The organism is Subtercola frigoramans (assembly GCF_016907385.1).
In the GTDB taxonomy this organism is placed as follows: domain Bacteria; phylum Actinomycetota; class Actinomycetes; order Actinomycetales; family Microbacteriaceae; genus Subtercola; species Subtercola frigoramans.
Window position 1 is genome coordinate 953,463 of record NZ_JAFBBU010000001.1, and the last position, 20,746, is coordinate 974,208.

The 20,746-nt window shown below is 66.3% G+C and carries 20 protein-coding genes and 1 pseudogene; 6 read left to right on the top strand and 15 right to left on the bottom strand.

Annotation, left to right across the window (positions count from 1 at the left end; translation table 11 throughout):
* The first annotated feature begins 207 nt into the window (after positions 1–207).
* Positions 208–747 carry an NUDIX hydrolase family protein gene (locus JOE66_RS04595; protein ID WP_205107168.1) on the top strand — a complete coding sequence of 180 codons (540 nt, stop codon included), beginning with the start codon at positions 208–210 and terminating at the stop codon, positions 745–747.
* A gap of 141 nt (positions 748–888) precedes the next feature.
* Here JOE66_RS04595 and JOE66_RS04600 read toward each other — a convergent pair whose 3' ends face one another.
* From JOE66_RS04600 to JOE66_RS04625, 6 genes are all read right to left on the bottom strand, one after another.
* Positions 889–1,863, bottom strand: coding sequence for a nucleoside hydrolase (locus JOE66_RS04600; RefSeq protein ID WP_205107170.1), 975 nt, complete (start codon positions 1,861–1,863; stop codon positions 889–891).
* Between the two features lie 177 nt (positions 1,864–2,040).
* Positions 2,041–3,615: a DEAD/DEAH box helicase gene (locus tag JOE66_RS04605; RefSeq protein ID WP_205107172.1), complete on the bottom strand. Its 1,575-nt coding sequence runs from the start codon at positions 3,613–3,615 to the stop codon at positions 2,041–2,043.
* A gap of 15 nt (positions 3,616–3,630) precedes the next feature.
* A complete protein-coding gene (locus JOE66_RS04610; RefSeq protein ID WP_205107174.1) occupies positions 3,631–3,780 on the bottom strand; it encodes a hypothetical protein in 150 nt (49 codons plus the stop codon).
* A 282-nt stretch (positions 3,781–4,062) separates the two neighbouring features.
* Positions 4,063–6,261, bottom strand: coding sequence for a glycosyltransferase family 39 protein (locus JOE66_RS04615; protein ID WP_307827052.1), 2,199 nt, complete (start codon positions 6,259–6,261; stop codon positions 4,063–4,065).
* Positions 6,262–6,424: 163 nt separating this feature from the next.
* Positions 6,425–7,075 carry a DUF1684 domain-containing protein gene (locus JOE66_RS04620; protein WP_307827053.1) on the bottom strand — a complete coding sequence of 217 codons (651 nt, stop codon included), beginning with the start codon at positions 7,073–7,075 and terminating at the stop codon, positions 6,425–6,427.
* A gap of 14 nt (positions 7,076–7,089) precedes the next feature.
* Positions 7,090–7,725: a hypothetical protein gene (locus JOE66_RS04625; protein WP_239518224.1), complete on the bottom strand. Its 636-nt coding sequence runs from the start codon at positions 7,723–7,725 to the stop codon at positions 7,090–7,092.
* Between the two features lie 157 nt (positions 7,726–7,882).
* On the opposite strand from JOE66_RS04625, the gene JOE66_RS04630 reads away from it, so the two are divergent.
* The 3 genes from JOE66_RS04630 (at position 7,883) to JOE66_RS04640 (ending at position 10,013) form a co-directional block, all read left to right on the top strand.
* Positions 7,883–8,386 carry a hypothetical protein gene (locus JOE66_RS04630; RefSeq protein WP_205107176.1) on the top strand — a complete coding sequence of 168 codons (504 nt, stop codon included), beginning with the start codon at positions 7,883–7,885 and terminating at the stop codon, positions 8,384–8,386.
* Positions 8,387–8,485: 99 nt separating this feature from the next.
* Positions 8,486–8,788, top strand: coding sequence for a DUF427 domain-containing protein (locus tag JOE66_RS04635; protein ID WP_205107178.1), 303 nt, complete (start codon positions 8,486–8,488; stop codon positions 8,786–8,788).
* 172 nt (positions 8,789–8,960) lie between these two features.
* A complete protein-coding gene (locus tag JOE66_RS04640; RefSeq protein WP_205107180.1) occupies positions 8,961–10,013 on the top strand; it encodes a zinc-dependent alcohol dehydrogenase family protein in 1,053 nt (350 codons plus the stop codon).
* 115 nt (positions 10,014–10,128) lie between these two features.
* Here the strand turns inward: JOE66_RS04640 and JOE66_RS04645 are convergent, their stop codons facing one another.
* From JOE66_RS04645 to JOE66_RS04660, 4 genes are all read right to left on the bottom strand, one after another.
* Positions 10,129–10,725 carry a TetR family transcriptional regulator gene (locus tag JOE66_RS04645; protein WP_205107182.1) on the bottom strand — a complete coding sequence of 199 codons (597 nt, stop codon included), beginning with the start codon at positions 10,723–10,725 and terminating at the stop codon, positions 10,129–10,131.
* A gap of 87 nt (positions 10,726–10,812) precedes the next feature.
* On the bottom strand, positions 10,813–11,958 hold the full coding sequence (locus tag JOE66_RS04650; protein WP_205107184.1) for a zinc-binding alcohol dehydrogenase family protein: 1,146 nt from the start codon (positions 11,956–11,958) through the stop codon (positions 10,813–10,815).
* The gene (locus JOE66_RS04655) at positions 11,897–12,850 is read right to left on the bottom strand and encodes a DNA-3-methyladenine glycosylase family protein (protein WP_205107186.1); all 954 of its coding nucleotides are present in this window, start codon (positions 12,848–12,850) and stop codon (positions 11,897–11,899) included. Before JOE66_RS04655 ends, JOE66_RS04650 begins: the two co-directional genes overlap by 62 nt.
* Complete coding sequence (locus tag JOE66_RS04660; RefSeq protein WP_205107188.1) at positions 12,847–13,209, bottom strand: VOC family protein; 363 nt, start codon at positions 13,207–13,209, stop codon at positions 12,847–12,849. The genes JOE66_RS04655 and JOE66_RS04660 overlap by 4 nt, the downstream gene beginning before the upstream one ends.
* Positions 13,210–13,267: 58 nt before the next feature.
* Here JOE66_RS04660 and JOE66_RS04665 point away from each other — a divergent pair, with 58 nt between their 5' ends.
* Positions 13,268–13,723 carry a MarR family winged helix-turn-helix transcriptional regulator gene (locus JOE66_RS04665; RefSeq protein ID WP_205107190.1) on the top strand — a complete coding sequence of 152 codons (456 nt, stop codon included), beginning with the start codon at positions 13,268–13,270 and terminating at the stop codon, positions 13,721–13,723.
* Between the two features lie 9 nt (positions 13,724–13,732).
* Here JOE66_RS04665 and JOE66_RS04670 read toward each other — a convergent pair whose 3' ends face one another.
* The 4 genes and pseudogenes from JOE66_RS04670 to JOE66_RS04685 all read right to left on the bottom strand — a co-directional run.
* A complete protein-coding gene (locus JOE66_RS04670; RefSeq protein WP_307827054.1) occupies positions 13,733–14,380 on the bottom strand; it encodes an adenylate kinase in 648 nt (215 codons plus the stop codon).
* 12 nt (positions 14,381–14,392) lie between these two features.
* Positions 14,393–16,375 carry an acetate--CoA ligase gene (gene acs / locus JOE66_RS04675; protein WP_205107192.1) on the bottom strand — a complete coding sequence of 661 codons (1,983 nt, stop codon included), beginning with the start codon at positions 16,373–16,375 and terminating at the stop codon, positions 14,393–14,395.
* A gap of 14 nt (positions 16,376–16,389) precedes the next feature.
* Entirely contained in the window at positions 16,390–17,037 is a 648-nt protein-coding gene (locus tag JOE66_RS04680) for an acetate uptake transporter (RefSeq protein ID WP_239518225.1), read from the bottom strand.
* A 104-nt stretch (positions 17,038–17,141) separates the two neighbouring features.
* A pseudogene (locus JOE66_RS04685) lies at positions 17,142–19,062 on the bottom strand (AMP-binding protein); the annotation flags it as partial.
* 160 nt (positions 19,063–19,222) lie between these two features.
* Between JOE66_RS04685 and JOE66_RS04690 the strand changes: the two are divergent.
* Positions 19,223–20,218 (top strand): LuxR C-terminal-related transcriptional regulator, encoded by a 996-nt coding sequence (locus JOE66_RS04690; protein WP_205107194.1) that lies wholly within the window; start codon positions 19,223–19,225, stop codon positions 20,216–20,218.
* Positions 20,219–20,241: 23 nt separating this feature from the next.
* Here JOE66_RS04690 and JOE66_RS04695 read toward each other — a convergent pair whose 3' ends face one another.
* The gene (locus tag JOE66_RS04695) at positions 20,242–20,742 is read right to left on the bottom strand and encodes a SprT-like domain-containing protein (protein WP_205107196.1); all 501 of its coding nucleotides are present in this window, start codon (positions 20,740–20,742) and stop codon (positions 20,242–20,244) included.
* Positions 20,743–20,746: the final 4 nt, after the last annotated feature.

Consider the following 20,746-nt stretch of genomic DNA (forward strand, 5'->3'; position numbering starts at 1 on the left):
GCCCGGTTGCGCAGAGGCGGAGTTTCGTGCGTCATCAGAGGGTCGCATCATCCACCGGCACCGAGGCGCCACCCGCCGGCCGTGACGGTCACGTCAGCCGCCAGCCGCCGAGCGTTGCGGTGGGCGCGCCACCCCGGCACCCCGCCCGCCCGGCCGCAGCTGCGAGGCGCGTACAGGTTCCGCTCCGATTATGGGTAAGAATGAACCATGAGCGTTCGCACCCCTGACCCGAACCCCGGCTGGTTGAGCGACCAGGAGCTTGACGACATCAGGCGCCGCTTGCCGTTGCTCTACGTCGAGGCGGTGCCTGTACGCGTCGATGGGCTCGGCCAGGTGACCGAGGTCGGCGTGCTGCTTCGCGTGTCGAAGAGTGGCACCATGACGCGCACCATCGTCTCTGGCCGGGTCATGTATGGCGAGACGCTGCGCGACGCGCTCTTTCGCCACCTCGAGAAGGATCTGGGGCCGATGGCGTTCCCGCAGCTGCCGACGAGCCCGATCCCGTTCTCGGTCGCCGAGTACTTCCCGCTGCCGGGTGTCTCCTCCTTCACAGATGATCGGCAGCACGCCGTCTCCTTGGCGTACGTGATCCCGGTCACCGGCACCTGTGATCCGAGGCAGGATGCCCTGGAGCTCACCTGGATGACCCCGGAAGAGGCGGCGAGCGATGCCATCCACGCCGAGATGGAAGGCGGGCGCGGCGCCCTGCTGCGTGCGGCGCTCGCCTCGGTGGGCAAGCTGCACTAGGCGCCCGCCTGCCTGCCCGCACCGATTCGGCGCGTGTCTGAGGCCCCGTGAGACGGCCGCGACGAATTGAGACAGGTCTGCCCGCCTCACCTCGTCGCAGGAGTCTCACCGAGAGCTTGCGGATCGAGTCGACGCAGCGCGTCAGGCCAGGGTCGCGATGGTGCGCAGGTACAGGTCCACGAAGCGCGGCGCATCCACGCCGAGGGCGACGTCGGTGAGGCCGGTTGCCGCCGTGAGGCCGTGCAGCGAATCTTCGCCCGGGAACACCCTGCGGTCGACAACCGTCTGGCCGCGGGTGGCTCCGGAAAGCTCGACGTAGACCGGCCGGCGCTCGATTCGCAGGGCATCCGGATCGACGAGCGCACACAGCGCCCCGGCGTCACCGAGAAGCCCCGTGTAGACCGGCTCGTGGTTCGCGCCGACGCCCATGCGGTGCCCGATCAGTGCGCCAGCCAGCCGGACCGCCCGAGACGGGCTCGTGAGCAGCTCTGCTGCCGTCTCCTGGTCGACGGCCACGTGATTGAAGACGTCGAGCCCGTACATGAGGGTCTGGATGCCCGAATCGAGCACGATCGCAGCGGCCTCCGGGTCGTGCCACACATTGAACTCGGCCACGGCGGTGGCGTTCCCGATGCTCGCTGAACCGCCCATGAACAGCACGCGTTCGATCTTCGGCGCGATCTCAGGGTACGTGCGCAGCAGCAGTGCCAGGTTGGTCTGGGGCGCAAGGGCAACGATCGTGACCGGCTCGGGGCTCGCGACGAGGAGCATGCGCATCATCTCGACGGCACCAACGGGCCGGCCGTCGACGGAGTGGGTCGTGCGTGCGGTGGCAGGCAGCTCGATCCCGCCGAGCCCGTCGGCCCCGTGTACGTGCGAGGCATCGCGGGTCGGGTTGATCAGGGGCCTGCTCGCCCCGCCCGCGACGGGCACATCAGGCGCTCCCGCCGCATCGAGTACCCGCAGCGTGTTCTCGACGACCTGCGGCAGCGCGGCATTTCCGGCCACGCAGCTCACGCCCAGCAGTTCGATGCCGGGGTGGGCGACGGCGAACAGTATCGCGAGGGCGTCATCCACGCCCGTGTCGACGTCGAGCAGAACCTTGACAGCTGTCATCCCCCCAAAATACCTCCCGTCATCGACTTTCCCGAATGCGCAGCATTCCGCGCGGATTGGTGCGCATTCGGGAAAGTCGATCGCCACCTCGCCGGGCTTCCACTGAAGCTCCGATGTGACGCGAAACGCCCCCTGAATGCAATCCAGGGGGCGTTTCGGGTCATGTCGGTGAGGAGATCAGCCCTGCGCGCGGCGCGGAGCCGAACGGCGAACGCGGGGAGCCGAGGTGGCTCCGGCGCTGCCCGTCGAGCTCGACCATGCGGTGGTGGAGCCACCGCTGCGGCTGCCGGCACCGGCGCCCTGCGGGCGGCGTGTTCCACCGTTGCCCGAGCCTGCGGCCGGAGCTGAACCGTCGCGGAGGGCGCGCTTGCGCTGGGCATTCGCGCCCTGCGATCCGCCCTGGCCGCCGCCTGCGCCGCGGGAGTTGCCGCCCTGGCGCGAACGCCCGCCGCCGCCATTGCCGCCATTACCGCCGCCGAATGCACGCCCGCCACCGGTGAGGGTGACCGGGGCATCCGAAGGCTTCACATATGCTGCGACTTCGCCCACCAGTGCATCGACCGAAGGGGAGTCGAGTGCAACACGCTCGACGGCGACGGAGATCGCTGCCTTGCGCATGAGCTGGTCGAGATCCTTGCGCTGTGCGGGCAGGATGATCGTGACCACGTCGCCCTCGCTGCCAGCGCGTGCCGTGCGGCCCGAGCGGTGCAGGTAGGCCTTGTGCTCGGCCGGCGGGTCGACGTGGATGACGAGTTCGATGTCGTCCACGTGCACACCACGCGCGGCGACGTCGGTCGCGACGAGAACGCTCACGTCGCCAGCGCTGAACGCGGCGAGGTTGCGGTCACGGGCGACCTGCGAGAGGTTGCCGTGCAGGTCGACGGCCGGGATTCCGGCCTCGATGAGCTGCCGCGCGAGCTTCTTGGCGTGGTGCTTGGTGCGCATGAACAGAATGCGGCGGCCGGTGCCCGAAGAAAGCTTCTTGACGAGGGCGGTCTTCGCCTCGGCGTCGTTGACCTCGAACACGTGGTGGGTCATGGCAGCGACCGGCGAGTTGGCCTCGTCGACGGAGTGCAGGACCTCGTTGTGCAGGAAGCGGTTGACGATCTTGTCCACGCCGTTGTCGAGGGTCGCAGAGAACAGCAGCCGCTGCCCGTTCTCGGGCGTCTTCGACAGGATGCGCGTGACGACAGGCAGGAAGCCCAGGTCGGCCATGTGGTCGGCCTCGTCGAGCACGGTGATCTCGACGGCGTCGAGTGACACGAAGCCCTGCTTCATGAGGTCTTCGAGGCGGCCGGGGCAGGCGACAACGACGTCGACACCGGCCTTGAGGGCCGCGACCTGGCGCTGCTGCGAGACGCCACCGAAGATGGTCGTCGACTTCAAACCGTAGGCGTCAGCGAGCGGCTGGAGAACCGCGGAGATCTGCGTGGCGAGCTCGCGGGTCGGCGCGAGAATGAGGCCGAGCGGGCGACCCGGGCGACGCTTGCCACCGGCGAGCGCGCCAGAGAGGCGGGCGATCATCGGAATCGAGAAGGCGAGCGTCTTGCCAGAGCCGGTCTTGCCTCGGCCGAGCACGTCGCGCCCAGCCAGAGTGTCAGGCAGGGTGTCGACCTGGATGGGGAACGGCGACAGAATGCCGTCAGCCGTCAGCTTGGCGACGATCGGGGCAGGAACACCGAGGGTGGCGAAGTCGGGCACGGGCTTGGAGTCGGCAATTGAGGAGTGAGGGGTGCGGGTGTCAGTTTGCATGGGTTTCGGTGCCTTTCAGGCATCGGATCCACTCTGGGCTGTGAACTGCGCGTGCACGGCAGAGCTCTGCTGTGCGAGGTGCGTCTGCGCAATCTCGATCGAAACGCTGTTGCGCAGCGAATCGAACTCCATGGTGGAAGTTGTGGCGAAGGTGCCGGTGGGCACATCCGTTCGCCGTGAGAATTTTTCTTCTGAAGCAATCGCCTGGCCCGCTGTTTTTTGATCAGCGAGTGTTGATCTCAGCGATGTGTGTGCATCGCGCAGGGGCCGAAATTGCGCAGAAGAGTTGCGTTCTACGACGCAGGGAGCGCGTAATTGCGCTCACAAGTGATTCCAGCATAGCGCACCGGATGCCCGGCCCCGCTGTGCGCAGAAAACAGCCCCGCAGCAGCACCTGGCGAGGTGTCACTGCGGGGCCGCCCCGCATCACGAACGTCGGTCTCGATGTCAGCCCGCCGTCAGGTCGTAGACCGTCGTGCCGCCGACCGTGGTGGCCGCGAACGTCGACGTCACCCACGTCTCGATCGCACTCGCTGTGCTGGTGCCGCCGCCAACCGCACCTCCTCCGCCCTGCCCGCTGACGACGTAGTAGCCGACGTCCCCGGCGGCCACGTACGCCTGGAACTCCGCGAGTGTCGGGGTGGGGTCGCTGCTCCAGCCGCCGATCGCCATCACAGCGGTGCCCGAATTCAATTCGAGCGTCGCTGCCGATTGCGAACCGTCGACGGCGGCAGCCCAGCGGTTCGTTGTCGCTGAGAGCAGTGCATCGAGCGCTTCTGACGAGGCGGTGGTGGATGCTCCGGCCTGCCCTTCTGCTGCAGAATCCGCTGCTGCAGAGCCCGTTGCTGCAGAATCCGCGGTGCCGGTCGAGGTGGTGCCCGTGCCGGAAGCTCCGGCAGGCGGCGTTCCGCCCGCGGTTCCGCTCGGGGGAGTGCCAGCACCCGAAGCCAGGCCGCTCGGCGCAGTCCCGCCTCCAGCGCCGCCCGCCGTTCCGCCAGGGGCGCCGCCGCCACCCATTGTCATCGAGCTCGACGACCCGACAGTCGGGATCGAGCCACCGTGGGCCACCGACGCGGTCGCCACAGCGTAGGCCCCCGAGCCGCCGAGGGCGAAGAGGGTGCCCGCGAGAACGGCGACCACGGTCATCCGTCGCAGCCTGGCCACCGCACCGACCACCAGGGCCAGTGCCGAGAGCACGGAACCCACCAGCAGCACCCAGCGGAGCCACGGCAGCCAGTCGGCGTTCTCAGAGAGAAGCACGAACGACCAGGCGCCGGAGCCGGCGATCATGACCGCGAGGCCGAGCCGCCCGAGCCAGGTGTTGCGAGCTCTCCAGAGGGCAACACCGCCGAGGGCGACGAGCCCGCCGATGGCGGGTGCCAGTGCGACCGTGTAGTACGGGTGCACCGTGCCGCTCATGTAGCTGAAGACGAGACCTGTCACGAGCAGCCAGCCGCCCCAGAGAACCAGTCCGGCGCGAAGCGGATTCGACCGGCCGCCCTTGCGAGTGACGATGAGCCCCAGCACGAGTGCGACAAGAGCTGCCGGCAGGAGCCACGAGATCTCGAGCCCCATCTCGCTGCTGAACAGGCGCTGCAGCCCGGTCGCCCCACCAAAGCTCGAACCGGAGGCCCCGGAGCTCTGGCCACCCCCGCCGCCCGAACCACCGAACAGCCGGCCGAAACCGTTGTACCCGAAGACGAGGTCGAGCACGGTGTTGTTCGTCGATCCGCCGATGTACGGCCGGGCATCCGTCGGCCAGAGCGCAACGGCGAGTACCCACCAGCCGGCCGCGACGGCGAGCGCGCCGGCGGCCACCAGGAGGTGCACGAACCGCTTCCAGAGCGCGGTCGGTGCCGCGAGCAGGTAGACGAAGCCGAACGCGGGCAGCACCAGCAGGCCCTGCAGCATCTTGGTGAGAAAGGCGAACCCGAGGGCGACGCCGGCCAGCGCGAGCCACTTCCAGCTCGCCTTCGGCAGTGCGCGAACCACGAAGTAGCCGGCCGCCGTCATGAGCAGGGTGAGCAGTGCATCCGGGTTGTCGAAACGGAACATCAGCGCGGCAGCGGGGGTGACCGCCAGGATCGTGCCGGCGAGCAGGCCGCCTACAACGCTGAGCTTCGGGCCCACCGCGACCAGGCTGCGCCTCACCGCGCCGAAGAGCAGCGCCACCGACGCCACGCCCATCAGCACCTGCGGCACCAGCAGGCTCCAGCTCGATAACCCGAAGAGTCGCGCCGAGATGCCCATCACCCAGAGTGAGGCGGGCGGCTTGTCGACGGTGATGAAGTTCGACGAGTCGAGAGACCCGAAGAACAGGGCCTTCCAGCTCTTCGACCCGGCCTCGACGGCGGCGGCGTAGAAGGTGTTGGCGTAGGCGCTGTCGCTCAGGTTCCAGAGGTAGAGCAGGGCGGTCACGAGCAGCAGGGCGATCAGGCTCGGCCGTGCCCAGGAGGGGGCGGTTCGGTCGCCGAACACGATTCGCCCGATCCGGCTGCGGCCACCGGATGATCGGCCGACGGTCGCCGGCTGTGAACCCTGCGGCACAGCACCGTGCGGCACAGCACCGATTGGCATCGAGCCGGTCGCCGAAGAAGCTGCAGCCGCGCCGGGAGCTGCCGGAGGAGACGCTGTTGAAGCAGACACGATGTCCACCTTTCACTGAGGATGAACCCCAGCTTCTGGTAGTCGACTATGAGCCTCCTTGCCCGTTGCTATGGCCTCTCTATGAGGTCACGCTCGCGCCTGGGTGCAGCTGTGCACCGGCAGACGGATGAAGCCAACGTTGCCTCGGCAGACGAGCCGGCTCTCACGAGTACAGTTCGCCGACGGGGATAGTCGCCTGCACCCGGTTGCCGAGCGGAGCCAGCGGGCACGCCCACGCCGGGTCGTAGGCGCACGAGGGGTTGTAGGCGAAATTGAAGTCGAGCACGAGCGAGCCCGTCCCCGAACCCTCGCCCAGATGGGCACCCTTGATGGTGTCGAGCAGGTACCGGCCACCACCGTAGGTGCCGCCTCTCAGCCCGGCAAGCCCGTCGCGCACGGGCACGAAGATGCCGCCCCCGTACGACTTCAGTCGCCAGACGTCGAGCACGCCGACGCCACCGATCTCGGCGCGGCCGATCAACTCGAACGGCACGACGCCGTCGGTGCCCGTCGCGAAGTCGAACCCTGCAGGCTCTGCCGGGGCAACCAGTTCGACATCGAACCGCCATGCTGGGTCGTAGGTCGCTACCGGCAGTCCGGAGAAACCTGCACGATCCTCCGGCAGCAGGGGTGTCTGCGGGTGTGTGGCGAAGAGCTCGTTGCGCGCGGCACACCAGTGCGAATGCGCACCCACGACGTCGTCGATGCTGAGGCGTCGCACCTCGGCGTAGATGTCGAATACCCGGCGGCGCCAGTCGGCGACCTCGATCGCGGCGGCGGCCGATGGGGCGCGCACAACGCCGTCAGTGCCCACGTGACCCCCAGCGTTCACGACACCCCCAGGTCGGGGTCGATTCCGAGAACGTTCGAACCGGCGACCGGCGGTTCGGCGAGTACCTCTGCCGACGATTCGGTGATCCGGCGATCCTGTTCAGCAGCCTTTGCTCCTGCGTCAGCGGCCTCATCGGCGCCGACGATCTCCGGGTCGAATGCCCAGGTCGGTGCCAGCTCGCGCAGACGGATTCCCCTGAGCTGCCAGAATGCCCAGAGGCTCGCCCACAGGGCCGGGGTCATCGGGCCGGCGCCGATCACCAGGCGATCGCGGTAGAGAGTCTTTCCTGTGCCTGCGGGGTCGGCTGCAACGGCCATCCGATGATCCCAGACCGTCGCGAGTCTGAGAGCACCGGTCACGCCCCGGCCCTTGTCGCGAACGATACGCACGCCCGGATGCTGCGTACGCGACCGATCGATGTCGATGATCTGTCGCCCGAGCGGAAACAGCCCGAGAGCGTCGATCTCGACGCGATTCTTGCCCTCGGGCCAGGTGGGTGCAAAACCTCCCGGTTCGAGCGATTTCATGGTGAGGAGGGGAGCAGAGACCTCCCGGAAGACCGCCGGGCTCTGCAGCGCGCGCCAGGCGGCATCGGGCTCGCAGTCGAGAATCAACTTCAGCATTACCTTCATCGCTCCAGTCTCACTCTTCTGCGGCACGGTTGCAGACAATTGCCATGGCTCTTGCCAGCGGTTCGCCGGTGGCGTAGGGCCGCGCAGGCCTGTCGACCAATCGCGGCCGTCGACCACGCACGTCTGCGCTGTCCCTGCGCGCGATTACGATGTACGAGTGACTGACTCCATTGCCGCACAAGCGCACTACCAGGTCCGGTTCGGTCGCGGCGCGGAGGCGCTCGCGGTGGTGGCCGCCGCTGCCGATGTGATCGTCTACGTCGACGTGCTTCCCGGTCTCGACGGCGAATTCACCCTGCCGGGCGAGTCGGGTGTACCGAGCATCCGTGCCGATCTTGCCACCCGCACGGCCGCAGCCGAATGGATGCTCGCCCAGCAGGTCGCGAGAGGCTCGCGTGTCTCGGTGGCCGTGATTGCGGCGAGCGACGGTGCCGAAGACACCCTCGGCGCGGGGGCCGTGATCGACGCCTTGGCACAGCTCGGCATCGACTTCAGCTCACCGGAGGCCGCTGTCGTGTGCGCGGCCTTCACCTCGCTCGAGAAGGCCGTCGGCCACCTGCTGACAGCATCGGTCGCAGGGCGCGCGCTCGTCGAGGCGGGGCGAGCGGACCTGGTTTCGGCCGCAAGCGGTATCGATTCCCGGCAAGCCGTGGTTGCATAGCAGGAGAGGCGCGCGTCAGCATGATCATGCCTCTGGGCCGCGGGGCCCGCGTTCGTTTTCTGTTCGTCATTTTCCGTTCGTGATTCGAGAGGACCCATCATGAAGGCAGTAGTCAACGGCACCGTGATCGCCGAAGCTCCGAAAGAAGACCTCATCTCCATCGAGGGCAACTGGTACTTCCCCCCGGCGAGCCTGAACGTCGAACTGCTCGCCAAGAGCGACACCCCGTACACCTGCCCCTGGAAGGGCGAATGCCAGTACTTCAACGTGGTCGAAGGTGGCACGACGCTGAAAGATCGTGCGTGGAGCTACCCGAACCCGTACCCCTCTGCGTTCGATCGTGTGGGCAAGGACTTCACCAACTACGTCGCCTTCTGGAAAGAGGTCTCCGTCGTCGAGTGACCGTCGGGAGACGAGCAGGGTCGAGTGAGCACGATCGAATGAGCGTCGCCGGGGGACCTTCGGCACTACCCCCGAACCGGCAAGTCCGCTTGGCTGGCCGGTGAGGGGCAGCGCAGACGCCGCCTCCCTGGGCGGTCACGAACCTCCCATCGCATCAAGCAGGGAGAACTCCATGAAGGCGCTCGTCTACAAAGGTCCAGGCCAGAAGAGCTGGGAAGAAGTGCCGAACCCGGTGCTGAAAGCACCGACCGATGTGATCGTGAAGATGGTCGCGACGACAATTTGCGGCACCGACCTCCACATTCTCAAGGGTGACGTGCCTGAAGTCAGCGCCGGGCGCATCCTCGGTCACGAGGGCATCGGTGTGATCACCGAGATCGGCGAGGGCGTCACGCAGCTGGCTGTGGGGGACAAGGTGATCCTGGCGTGTGTCAGTTCGTGCGGCCGGTGTTCGAACTGCCGCAAGGGCCTTTACAGCCACTGCGAAGATCCCGAAGGAATCGCGGGTATCGGCTGGATCTTCGGCTACATGATCGATGGCACCCAGGCGGAGTACGTGCGGGTTCCGTTTGCCGAGAACTCGGTCTACAAGGTGCCGGAGGGTGTCACGGATGCCGAGGGAATCCTTCTCTCCGACATTCTGCCGACCGGGTTCGAGATCGGCGTTCAGTACGGTCACGTTGCCCCCGGCGATGTCGTTGCCGTCATCGGGTCGGGCCCTGTCGGTCTCTCTGCCGTCATGACGGCACGACTCTATGGCCCCTCCAAGATCATCGCGATCGACCTCGATGACGCCAGGCTCAAGCGTGCCGCGGATTTCGGTGCGACGAACACGGTCAACTCCGGCGATGCCGACTGGAAGGAACAGGTTCTGGCCCTCACCGACGGGCAGGGGGTCGATGTCGCGATCGAAGCGGTGGGCATCCCGAACACCTTCACGATGTGCACCCAGATCGTTCGCCCCGGCGGCCATGTGGCCAACGTCGGTGTGCACGGTAAGTCGGTCGACCTCGCCCTCAACGAACTCTGGATCAAGAACATCGACATCTCGACGGGCCTCGTGAACACGAACACCCTCGGCATGCTGCTGAAGCTCGTCGCCGAACACAAGTTGCCCGCCGAGAAGTTCGTCACCCACGAGTTCGGGTTCGACCAGGTGCTCGACGCCTATGAGGTCTTCGGCAATGCGGCCCAGCACGACGCCCTGAAGGTGCTCATCCACTGAGCCGCCCGCGCGCGGGAGGGCCGGCCCAGACCGACTTGTGTCGGCTCACCCCACCGCGAGTTGGTCGAGCAGTTCACCGATTCTGCCCGACACCCACGCTGAGATCAAGAATATTTTACAGGCGTCTTACCTCCGGCAGAATTGCCGGCTCAGAAGCCAGGGCGACGAGCCTGCCCAAGGTGTCGTGCAGGATCTCGGTCAAGGGTTGGTCATCATTCAGATCGAGGCAGCGCTCGACCGAGACGCTGAAGACCGTCACTGCGAGACGGGCGCTGAGCCGGGCCGTGAGTTCGTCGAGACCCCGCTCGCGAAAGCCGGTCTCGACCGCCTCGATCATGATCGCCTGCTTGCGAAGCGCCCGCTCTCGAAGACCGTCGTCCGACTCCACAATTGCTCGATGAGCTCGAAGGTAGTGCTGCTGGCCCGCGAGTTGATTCGTGGCGATGGTGTCGAGACTGTGGCCGATTATGGCGAGTGGGGTCAATTCGGGCGGGGCCTCGGCCATGACCTCCGCAATGATGTGGGGCAGCTGCTCGTCGAAGCTGAACAGCACTTCACGTTTGTCGCTGAAATACCGGAAGAACGTGCGGGTGGTGAGGCCTGCACGCGCGGTGATCTGGGGAACGGTCGTCTCAGCGAAACCATGCTCAAGGAAAAGCTCGAACGCCGCGCGTTCCAGCCGTTCGCCCGCTTCGGGCATCCATCGTCCCATGCCCAAATCCTACTCAGTGCCCCCTCCCGACGATTGCGGCCACGTGACTGCCGCGGTGATCGGGGCCGCCTCGACCGAGATGACGAATTACAGCGTGACGACGAACTTCTGGGCTCGAGCGCCCTGTCGGAGTCGGTCAAGCGCCTGCGGGACGGCTTCCAATCCATGACCCACGATGACCGCGCTGGGTGAGGTCGAGTAGGTTCCGCTCGCAAGTGCGTCGGGTAGAAAATCGTTCCAGACCGCGGGGCCGACTGGCGTGTCTTTCGGGTTGCCGCCCCAGATCGCCGAGACCCGGATCTTTTGGCGTCGTGCGAGAACGGCACGCATCCGCGTCACCGGCGTGGGGTGTGCCGAAGCAACGCGCCGCGTTCCGACCACCGTCGGTGAAGCATTGACCGCGATCGCCTGGCGCAGCGAGCCGCTGGCAACGGCTATGGTTCCCGCGAGCTGCTGCCCCGAGAGATGATGGATGATCTGCTCCACGACATCGGGGTCGTGGTAGTCCACCACCACCGACGCGCCGAGTCTCTCGAGCAGTTCGAAGTTGCTCCGCGAGGCGGTGGCCAGCACGCTGTATCCGGCGCCATGCGCAAGCTGGATCGCGTTCATCCCGACGCTCGTCGCACCACCGAAGACAAGAACACTCTGGTGGCGCGGCGTCGCGCAGGCGACAGGCAGCTCGAGGGCGAGCTGGTCGTGTTCGAAGAGGCCCGCGGCGGCGGTCGTGACTCCCATCGGCAAGACGCAGGCGTCGGCGAACGGGATCGTCTCCGGTAGGCGCGATACCAGTCTCGCGAGCAGAACCACGTGCGTCTGGAAGGCCCCTTCCGCGCTGTTGCGACTGCGCTCGATGCCGACCGCGTAGCCGACCACCCGGTCGCCCACGTTCAGACCGGAGACGGAGGAGCCGACGGCAACGATTTCGCCCGCGACATCCGAACCGATGACGGCGGGATACGTCAGCCACGGGAGCACGACACGCCGGGCGATGCCGCCCATGGCGTCGATCGGGTTGACAGCGATGGCCCTCGCTCGCACGACGACCTCGTCCGCGCGCGGCGTGTGGGTGGGGGCATCCAGCAGCAGCATGGATGCTCCTGCTGAACTCAGCCAGAGGGCGCGGTGTGCCTCGCGGGAGTTCGGCACGCCGTCGGGCGCAGCGGCTGGCTCAGGAACGAAGACGATCCGCCCTGCTCTCCTGTTGACCGAGTCGACGGTGATCGTCGCCATCTCTCTCATCGTCAGCACGTCGTCCGATCCGACGTCCAGCTCCGAGAGCACGAAGGTGCACAGCCGCCCAGCTCCTGAAGGGTCGCCAGGCTTCGGCGATCCGTTCTGGTGACTCGTCCGGGCCGTACAGTTTCGCCATGATCGTGAGCAGGCGAGCTTCGTTTTGCGGGAGCACATCGGGTGAATTCGCCCCGCGGACGACGATGAGTTCAGCTGCGAAGGGGCCGAGACCCCTGATCTTCTGGACCTCTTCAAGGGCGTGCGCGGCGTCGAGGCCTCGCAGGTGTTCGCCGCTGAGCCGCCCGTCGAGCGCTGCGTCGGCGACAGAGTGCAGGTATTCGAGCTTTCGGCCGGGAAGAGTCAGGGAGAGACCGCGCAGAACGGTCGGAGACGGAAAGACTCCGTTCTCGCCATACTGCTCGGCGAGGTTTGCCTTGATGACGGCGGCCTGCCGCATCTGGATACGCTGGCTCAGAACGCTCCAGACGGCAGCCTCATAGGGGGAGTAGAAACCACAGGGCCGGAATCCGGGCAGCTGGAGCTGGGCATCCGCCATGACGGGGTCGCGCACGCCCACCTCTGGCCACTCTCTGGCATCGATGTCGAGAGAGAGAAAGCGACGGACCTGAGCGGAAGCTGCGTCGAGGTCTCCGGGGCCGGCTACGATGATGGTCGCCATGTCGAAGTCCTGAGTGATCACTGCCTCGACCCGGGTCCAGTCATGATCGCTGAGGAACGCCGCCCGGATCTCGCCGACAGCCCCCTGTGTGCCCAGTGCCGATGGCGCAAAACCCTCCCAGAAGCGCTTGCTGGTCTCGATGGACCAGGGGCCCAGGATCTTCTGACGGGTGGTTCGGCTCGCGTTGCGCCGGCCGGTCGTGGGTTCGGTCATGCGCGGTCGTGGAGAGTGATCAGATAGCCGTCGGGGTCGGCGAAGGTGAAGGTGCGCCCGAAGGGACCGTCGATCGGTGCAGAGGAGATCGTGACGCCGTCGGCGACCAGCGCGTCGTGGATCTCCTGCGTCTTCGAGGCGTGCAGCCAGATTCCGACGCCGGTGCCCAGGGGGCTGTCGTCAAGATCGACACCGGGGAGCGGCTCACGAACGGCGAAGGCAGCTGGTTTGGTGTTGAATACGACGGCGTGCGGCGGGCCCGCCTGGCGGGTGAGGCCGAGATACTTCTCGTAGAACCCCGCAGAGGCATCAAGGTCGCGAACCTGGAGTGAGATGAAATCGGGGCCGGAAGCGGTCATGGTGGTTCTCCTGTCGATGTCAGTAGATTGACATCACTCACTATGTCAGAATATTGACATGAGTCAACAGCCGTCGGGAATCGAATTGGACACGTCGCTGGGGTATCTGCTGAAGGAGGCCTCCAGCGCGCTTCGAAACGCGATGGAGGCGGTGCTCCGGCCACTGGGCATGGGAATCACTCACTACGCCTGCCTGGAACTTCTTGCGCAACGGCCGGGACTGTCCAACTCGGAGCTGGCGAGAGGCACCTTCGTGACCCGCCAGTCGATGAACGTGCTTCTTCAGGCACTGGAGCGCGACGGTGTCGTCGCCCGCTCGGAGAAGGCCGTCAGTGGGCGTGCGCTCCCGACGGCGTTGACCGAAAGGGGTCGGCGACAGCTGGCCGCCGCGAGCGCAGTAGTCCGTGATGTCGAGCAACGCATGACCTCAGGCCTTGGCAATGCAGAACAGGATCAACTGAGATGGCTGCTGACGAGTTGCGTGTCGGCACTGACCGGCACTGACCGGCACTGAGCGACAGCTCTAGTCCACCCGCCACGACGCACGCTCTGTCACGCCCAGGCTCCGGCTGATGCGACCCGCTACCTCGTCGGGTGTTCCCTCTCCGAAGACGCGGTGCAGGATTCCCCGCGCGTCGAACGCCTTCGCCAGCGGGGCCGTCTGTACTTCGTACGTGTTCAGCCTGATCCGGATCACCTCCGGAGTGTCATCGAGCCGGCCTTCGACGCGGGCGCGCTCTGCCAGGCGCTCGCGGATCTGCGTCTCGCCGACGCTCAGCAGCAGCGCGGCATCCAGTGCTGTGCCCAGCAGAGTGAGGGTGTTCTCGAGCTGAATCACCTGTTCTAACGTTCGCGGGTAGCCGTCGAGAATGAACCCTCCAGCAGCGTCAGGCCGCGCGAGGCGTTCGGCGACGACGGAATTCACGATGTCGTCTGGCACGTACTTCCCAGCGTGGATGAGGGCGTCGACCTCCAGCCCGAGTGGGGTGCCCAGGGTGACCTGTTCGCGAAACAGATCACCCGTCGAGATGGCCGGCACGCCGATGCTCCCTGCGAGACGCTTCGCCTGGGTGCCCTTGCCCACACCGGGCGGCCCCATCAGCAGAATACGTCGGGCGGGGGATGATCGGGGTTCTGCGGCTCGCACCGCAGTCACGTTCGCATCGGTCACGTCGTGCACCTCTCAGTCGTCGTGCATGCCGGTGGAGATGCCCGCCGAGATGGTGGCCATCACGGAGGTGTCTGCCAGCGTGGTGACGTCGCCGACCGGTCGGTTCTCTGCGACATCGCGAAGTAGCCGGCGCATGATCTTTCCCGAGCGCGTCTTCGGCAGTTCGGCCACGATCATGATCTGCCGCGGGGTCGCGATCTTGCCGATCTGGGCCGCCACGTGCATCCGGAGCTCGTGCACGACGTGCGGGCCGCCGTCGCCGGCTTCGCTGCGCAGGATGACGAATGCCACGATGCCCTGGCCGGTCACCGGGTCTGACGCGCCGACCACCGCAGCCTCGGCGACCTTCGGGTTCGACACGAGTGCCGATTCGATCTCGGTCGTCGACAGGCGGTGGCCCGAAACGTTCATCACATCGTCGACGCGGCCGAGAAGCCAGATGTCGCCGTCGTCGTCACGTTTTGCCCCGTCACCGGCGAAGTACTTGCCGGCGAACTGCGACCAATAGGTGTCGACGTACCGCTGGTCGTCGCCCCAGATCGTGCGGAGCATCGACGGCCACGGCTCGCTGATCACCAGGTAGCCGCCCGTGCCATTGGGCACAGAGACTCCCTCGTCGTCGACCACGTCGGCCACGATTCCCGGCAGAGCCTTCATGGCCGCTCCCGGTTTGCCGTGGGTGACGCCCGGAAGCGGGCTGATCATGATCGACCCGGTCTCGGTCTGCCACCAGGTGTCGACGACCGGTGCCGTGTTGTGCCCGATATGTTCGCGGTACCAGATGTACGCCTCGGGGTTGATGGGTTCGCCCACCGAACCGATCAGGCGCAGGCTCTCGAGCGAGTACTGCTCCACGATCTCGTGGCCCCACTTCATGAACGTTCTGATCGCTGTCGGAGCACAGTAGAGCGTCGTGACCTTGTACTTGTCCACGATCTCCCACCAGCGACCCTTGTGCGGCGAGTCGGGTGTGCCCTCATAGAGCACCGAGGTGGTGGCATTCGACAGCGGCCCGTAGACGATGTAGCTGTGGCCGGTGACCCAGCCGATGTCGGCGGCCGTCCAGTACACATCGGTCTCGGGTTTGAGGTCGAAGACCTCCCACTGCGTGAATGAACTGCCGGTCAGGTATCCGCCGGAGGTGTGCAGAATGCCCTTCGGGTTGCCGGTCGTGCCCGAGGTGTACATGACATAGAGCGGATGCTCGGAGTCGAACGCCTGCGCGACGTGCACGCTGCTCGCCCGCTCCACGCTCTCGTGCCACCACACATCACGCTCACTGTTCCACCCGACGTCGATTCCAGTGCGCTTGACCACCAGCACGGCCGTCACATCGGGGCAGTCGACCAGTGCCGCATCGACGGTCGGCTTCATCGGGCTGACGGTGCCCTTGCGGTACCCGCCGTCGGCGGTGATGACCACCGTTGCATCGCAGTCGAGAATCCGGGTCTTGAGCGCATCGGCGCTGAACCCACCGAACACCACCGTGTGCGGGGCGCCGATCCGGGCGCAGGCCAGCATCGCGATCACGGTCTCCGGGATCATCGGCATGTAGATCGCCACGCGATCGCCCGCCTTCACCCCCAGCCCGGTGAGCACATTAGCCGCCTGGCACACCGAATCGGTGAGTTCGGAATAGGTGATCGTGCGGGTGTCTCCGGGTTCGCCCTCGAAGTAGTACGCCACGCGGTCGCCGAGGCCTGCCTCGACGTGCCGGTCGAGGCAGTTGACGGCAACGTTGAGCGTGCCGCCGACAAACCACTTGGCGAACGGCGCATTGCTCCAGTCGAGCGTCTGCGTGAAGGGTTCTGCCCAGGTCAGCCGCCCGGCCTGCTTGGCCCAGAACTCCAGGGTGTCGGCAGAGGCTTCTGCGTAGATCGCCTCGGTGACATTCGCCGCTGCGGCGAACTCTGGCGAGGGCGCGAACCTGCGGTTCTCGTGCGCAAGGTTCTCGAAGGCGGCCGGATGATGCACTGTCGATGCACTGATCGTCATGTTCTCTCCCTGCCTTACTTGCTGGGCCAGACGGGCAGCACGACGCGCTTCCACGTCGAGTTGATGACGACCGCGAACGCCCCGTACCAGGCCAGGGCCGCCGTGAGCAGGCCCAGCCAGCCACCGAGCTGCGTGATGCCGGTGATACCGGTGAACTTGCCGATGGTGAGGGCGATGAAGGTCAGGCTCAGAACGACGAAGACCGACAGCAGCAAGCCGCTGGTCTTGACCGCAGCAACGGTCATGAAGACGGTGAAGATCGTCCAGGCCAGAAGGAACGCACCGACGCCCGCCGCTCCGGCCGATTTCGCCACTTCGGGGTTCGTGTCGAGCCACCAGAAGGCCAGCCAGAAGGCGCCATAGGAGGTGAAGGCCGTGGCGCCGAAGGTGTTGCCCTTCGTGAATTCCCAGAGCCCGGCGGCGACCTGCGCGATTCCGCCGTAGAACAGGGCGATGCCGAGTACTGCTGCCCCTGCGGTCGGGATGATTCCCGAGTTCGCCAGGCTCAGCATGAAGGTGGTGAGGGCGAACGCCCCGAGCCCGAGGGCTCCCGGGTCGGCGATGTCGGGCCGGCCCATCGCGCTGGGGCGGAGCACAGGCAGCATGCCTGCGTCGCTCTCTGCTGCTCGGGTGATCAGGGGTTTCTCGATTGCGATACTCATGGTGACACTCCTTTGTGTGGTGATGAATGGTGGTGCTTACCCGCTGGTTGAGCAGGCGGCCTGGCCGCCGTATCGAAACCAACTGATCCAGCGGGGGTGGAACTTCTGATCGTCGCGACGATCACGCTGATCGCCTCGATGTTGTCGATCGTCGGCGGAACCACGTAGTCCTCGCCGTTGATGATCTGCCGCATGGTTTTGCGCAGAATCTTGCCCGACCGGGTCTTCGGCAATGCCGAAACCACGGTCACGTCTTTGAATGCTGCAACGGCGCCGATCTGACCGCGCACCATGGCAATGAGCTCCGTCGCCAGAACCTCGGCGTCAGCATCCACCACATCGCTCTTCAGAACGACGTAACCGGCTGGCTTCTGGCCCTTGATCGGGTCGTGCAGGCCGATCACCGCGCATTCTGCGACGAATGGATGCTGCGACAGCACCTGTTCCATCGACCCCGTCGACAGGCGGTGCCCGGCCACGTTGATGATGTCGTCGGTGCGCCCCATGACGTAGAGGTAGCCCTCGCGGTCGAAGTAGCCGGAGTCTCCGGTGAGGTAATAGCCGGGGAGGGCACTGAGGTACCCGTCGATGTAGCGCTGGTCGCCCTTCCACAGGGTGGCCAGGGTGCCGGGTGGCAGGGGGAGCCTGATGACGATGTGACCCTCGTCGAGCACGCCGACCGTGAGCCCTGCGTCGTCGACGATCTCGACGTTGTAGCCGGGCGACGGGAATGACGGCGAACCGGCGCGCAGCGGCAGGTGCTCGATGCCGTGGGGGCTCGCACAGATGGCCCAGCCGGTCTCGGTCTGCCACCAGTGGTCGATGACGGGTTTCTCGAGCAGGGCCGTCGCCCAGGTCCAGGTGTCGGGGTCGAGGCGCTCGCCGGCCAGGAACAGGGCGTCGAGGCACGACAGGTCGTAGTTCTTTGCGAGGCTCGCGTGCGGATCGGCCTTGCGAATGGAGCGGAGCGCTGTGGGGGAGGTGAACAGCGTCTTGACCTTGTAGTCGGACACCACGCGCCAGAACGCTCCTGCATCGGGGGGTACCGACGGGCTTTCCCTCGTAGAGCACGGTGGTTGCGCCGGCCAGAAGCGGGCCGTAGACGATGTACGAGTGCCCCACCACCCAGCCGACGTCGCTCGCGGTCCACATGACATCACCCGGGTGCACGTCGTAGATGTTGGTCATCGACCAGACCATCGCGACGGTGTGGCCTCCATTGTCACGAACGACGCCCTTCGGCGAGCCTGTGGTGCCGGAGGTGTAGAGAATGTAGAGCGGGTCTGTGGCGGCCACAGAGACCGGGGCGTGGGGGGCGGAATCGACCATGGTGCTGTGCCAGTCGATCCAGCGGGTGTCGGTGCCCTGGTGCTCGGCGGCAGCGCCGGGCACTTCCGGGCGATCCTTGACGATCACCGTCTCCACCGTGTGGGCACTCAGCGCCAAGGCTTCGACGATGGTCGGCAGGTACTCGACGACACGGCTCGGTTCGATGCCACCGGATGCTGTGATGATCACTTTCGCACCGGCATCGTCCAGTCGTGCGGCGAGTTCCTTCGCGGCGAATCCGCCGAACACGACCGAGTGCACGGCGCCCAACCGCGCGCAGGCGAGCATCGCCACGACCGCCTGGGGGATCATCGGCAGGTAGATCACGACCCGGTCGCCCTTCACCACGCCGAGGTCGGCGAGCATGCCGGCGCACCTGGCGACCTTGTCGAGCAGCTGGCTGTAGCTGTAGCTCTTCGACTTGTTCACCACGGGGGAGTCGTAGATCAACGCGGTGGTGTCACCCCGGCCCGCGAGCACATGGCGGTCGAGGGCGTTGTAGCTGGTGTTGAGCCGGGCATCCGAAAACCAGCGGTAGAGCGGAGCCTCGGAATCGTCGAGCGCCGAAGTGGGGTAGACGTCCCAGTCGATCGCCTGCGCCGCGTCGAGCCAGAAACCCTCGGGGTCGTCGGTGGCACGCGCCACGACGCTCTCGTACGCGCCGAGTACCTTGTGCTCTGCTACCCGCTGGCTCACGAGAGAACCCGGGCCTGGGCCGCGCAGGGTGCGAAAGACATGGCATTTCTCCTTTGAAATGGTCGGTTCTCCGAGGGCAGACACCTCATGCATTTGACTGCTACGCTGCAGGCTACGAGCACACCGCGGTGCCGTACTACCGCCCAAAGGAGGTAGACCCATGGGGCCCGAAGTCCCCTCGCACGACCTGGCTCAACTCCAGAAGGCCCTCAAGGCGCTCACGACGCGCGCAGAATTCCCTGTCGCCTTCGGCGGTCTCGTTACGCGTGACGGAGCCCCACTGACGTCGTTCGTCGGCACTCGGGGGCAGAGTCTGAACGGGCTCCTGATCGAGCCGAGCCAGGGCCTCGGAGGTCGGGCGATCTCCGAGCGACGTCCGGTCACGGCAACCCAGTATCGGCACGCCACCACCATCACGCACCGCTATGACAGGGAGGTCCTGGCCGAAGACATCGTCTCCCTGCTGGCGATTCCGGTCGTCGTCGATGGCTCTGTTCGCGCTGTGATCTACGGGGGGCATCGACTCGCCACCCAGTTCGGTGACACCGTCGTGCGCCAATCACTGGCTGTAGCGAAGGGCCTGGCCTGGGAGTACTCGGTGCACGACGAGGTCGAGCGGCGGGTTGCCGTCCTCGAGACAGAGGGCGGTCTGGGCGGGTCGGCCGCGCTGGATCGCCACGAACGCGACGAGCTCCGCGAACTCTACGCCGAACTGCGCGAGATCAGCCGCACGGTCACAGACCCGGAGGTGGCGAGGCGGCTGGGTTCAGTGGGTCGGGCCCTCGGCGCCCATTCGATAGCAGGCTTGCCTCTGACAGACATCGTTCACCCTGGCGACGTTCAGCCCAGTGCAAACAGGTCCGTCGAGTCACCGGTCGGTGGTCTCCGACCCTCGGTCGACCGTGGCGTGCGCGATTCACCCTCGCTGGCTCTGAGGGCTGAACCCACTTCACAATCGGCGACCGATCTGTCTCCCCGTGAACTCGATGTGCTGGCCCACGTCGCCCTGGGCAAACGCAATTCGCAGATCGGCGTGCAGCTCAATCTCGCCGAGAGTACGGTCAAGAGCTACCTCTCCTCGGCGATGCGCAAGCTCGATGCCACCGGCCGTTTCGACGCCGTGCTCGCTGCTCGCCGTCGGGGGCTCATTCCCTGAGCAGCCCTGTCTGACCGTGGTGCTCAGGCAGGGGTGCGGGGTGAGCGCGCCAGACGCCGTGTGGCGGCGCTGATCTCGCGCCGCTCCCAGCTGATGAGGTAGGCGCTGTCGAATCTCTTGGAGCACTTGCCGCACGCCGTCTCGCGCGTGGGCCTGCGGTGGCGGTAGTGCAGGTGGCCGTGCGGGCAGGTTCCGACCCAGGGTGCGAGCTCCTTCGCCGTCTCCCCGTGGTGCAGGCGGTCTCCGGCGTAGCCGAGTTCCCTCGCCACAGCTCGCCACCGTGGACCGTGACCCGCTCGAGGCCCGGCCATCGCGTGGGCGATCTCGTGGAGGAGTACCTGGTGGATCTCGTCGTCGCCGAAGCGAGCGGCGAGGTAGCGCGACACGGTGATGCGTTTGGCGGTGAAGTCGCAGAGGCCCGCGCGGGTCTTCGCGTTGTCGAAGCCGAACGACCATTCCGAAGGGTCGAGATGGAGAGTGATGAGGGCGTTCGCCCAGCTGCGCACACGGAGTAGTTCAGACACGAGC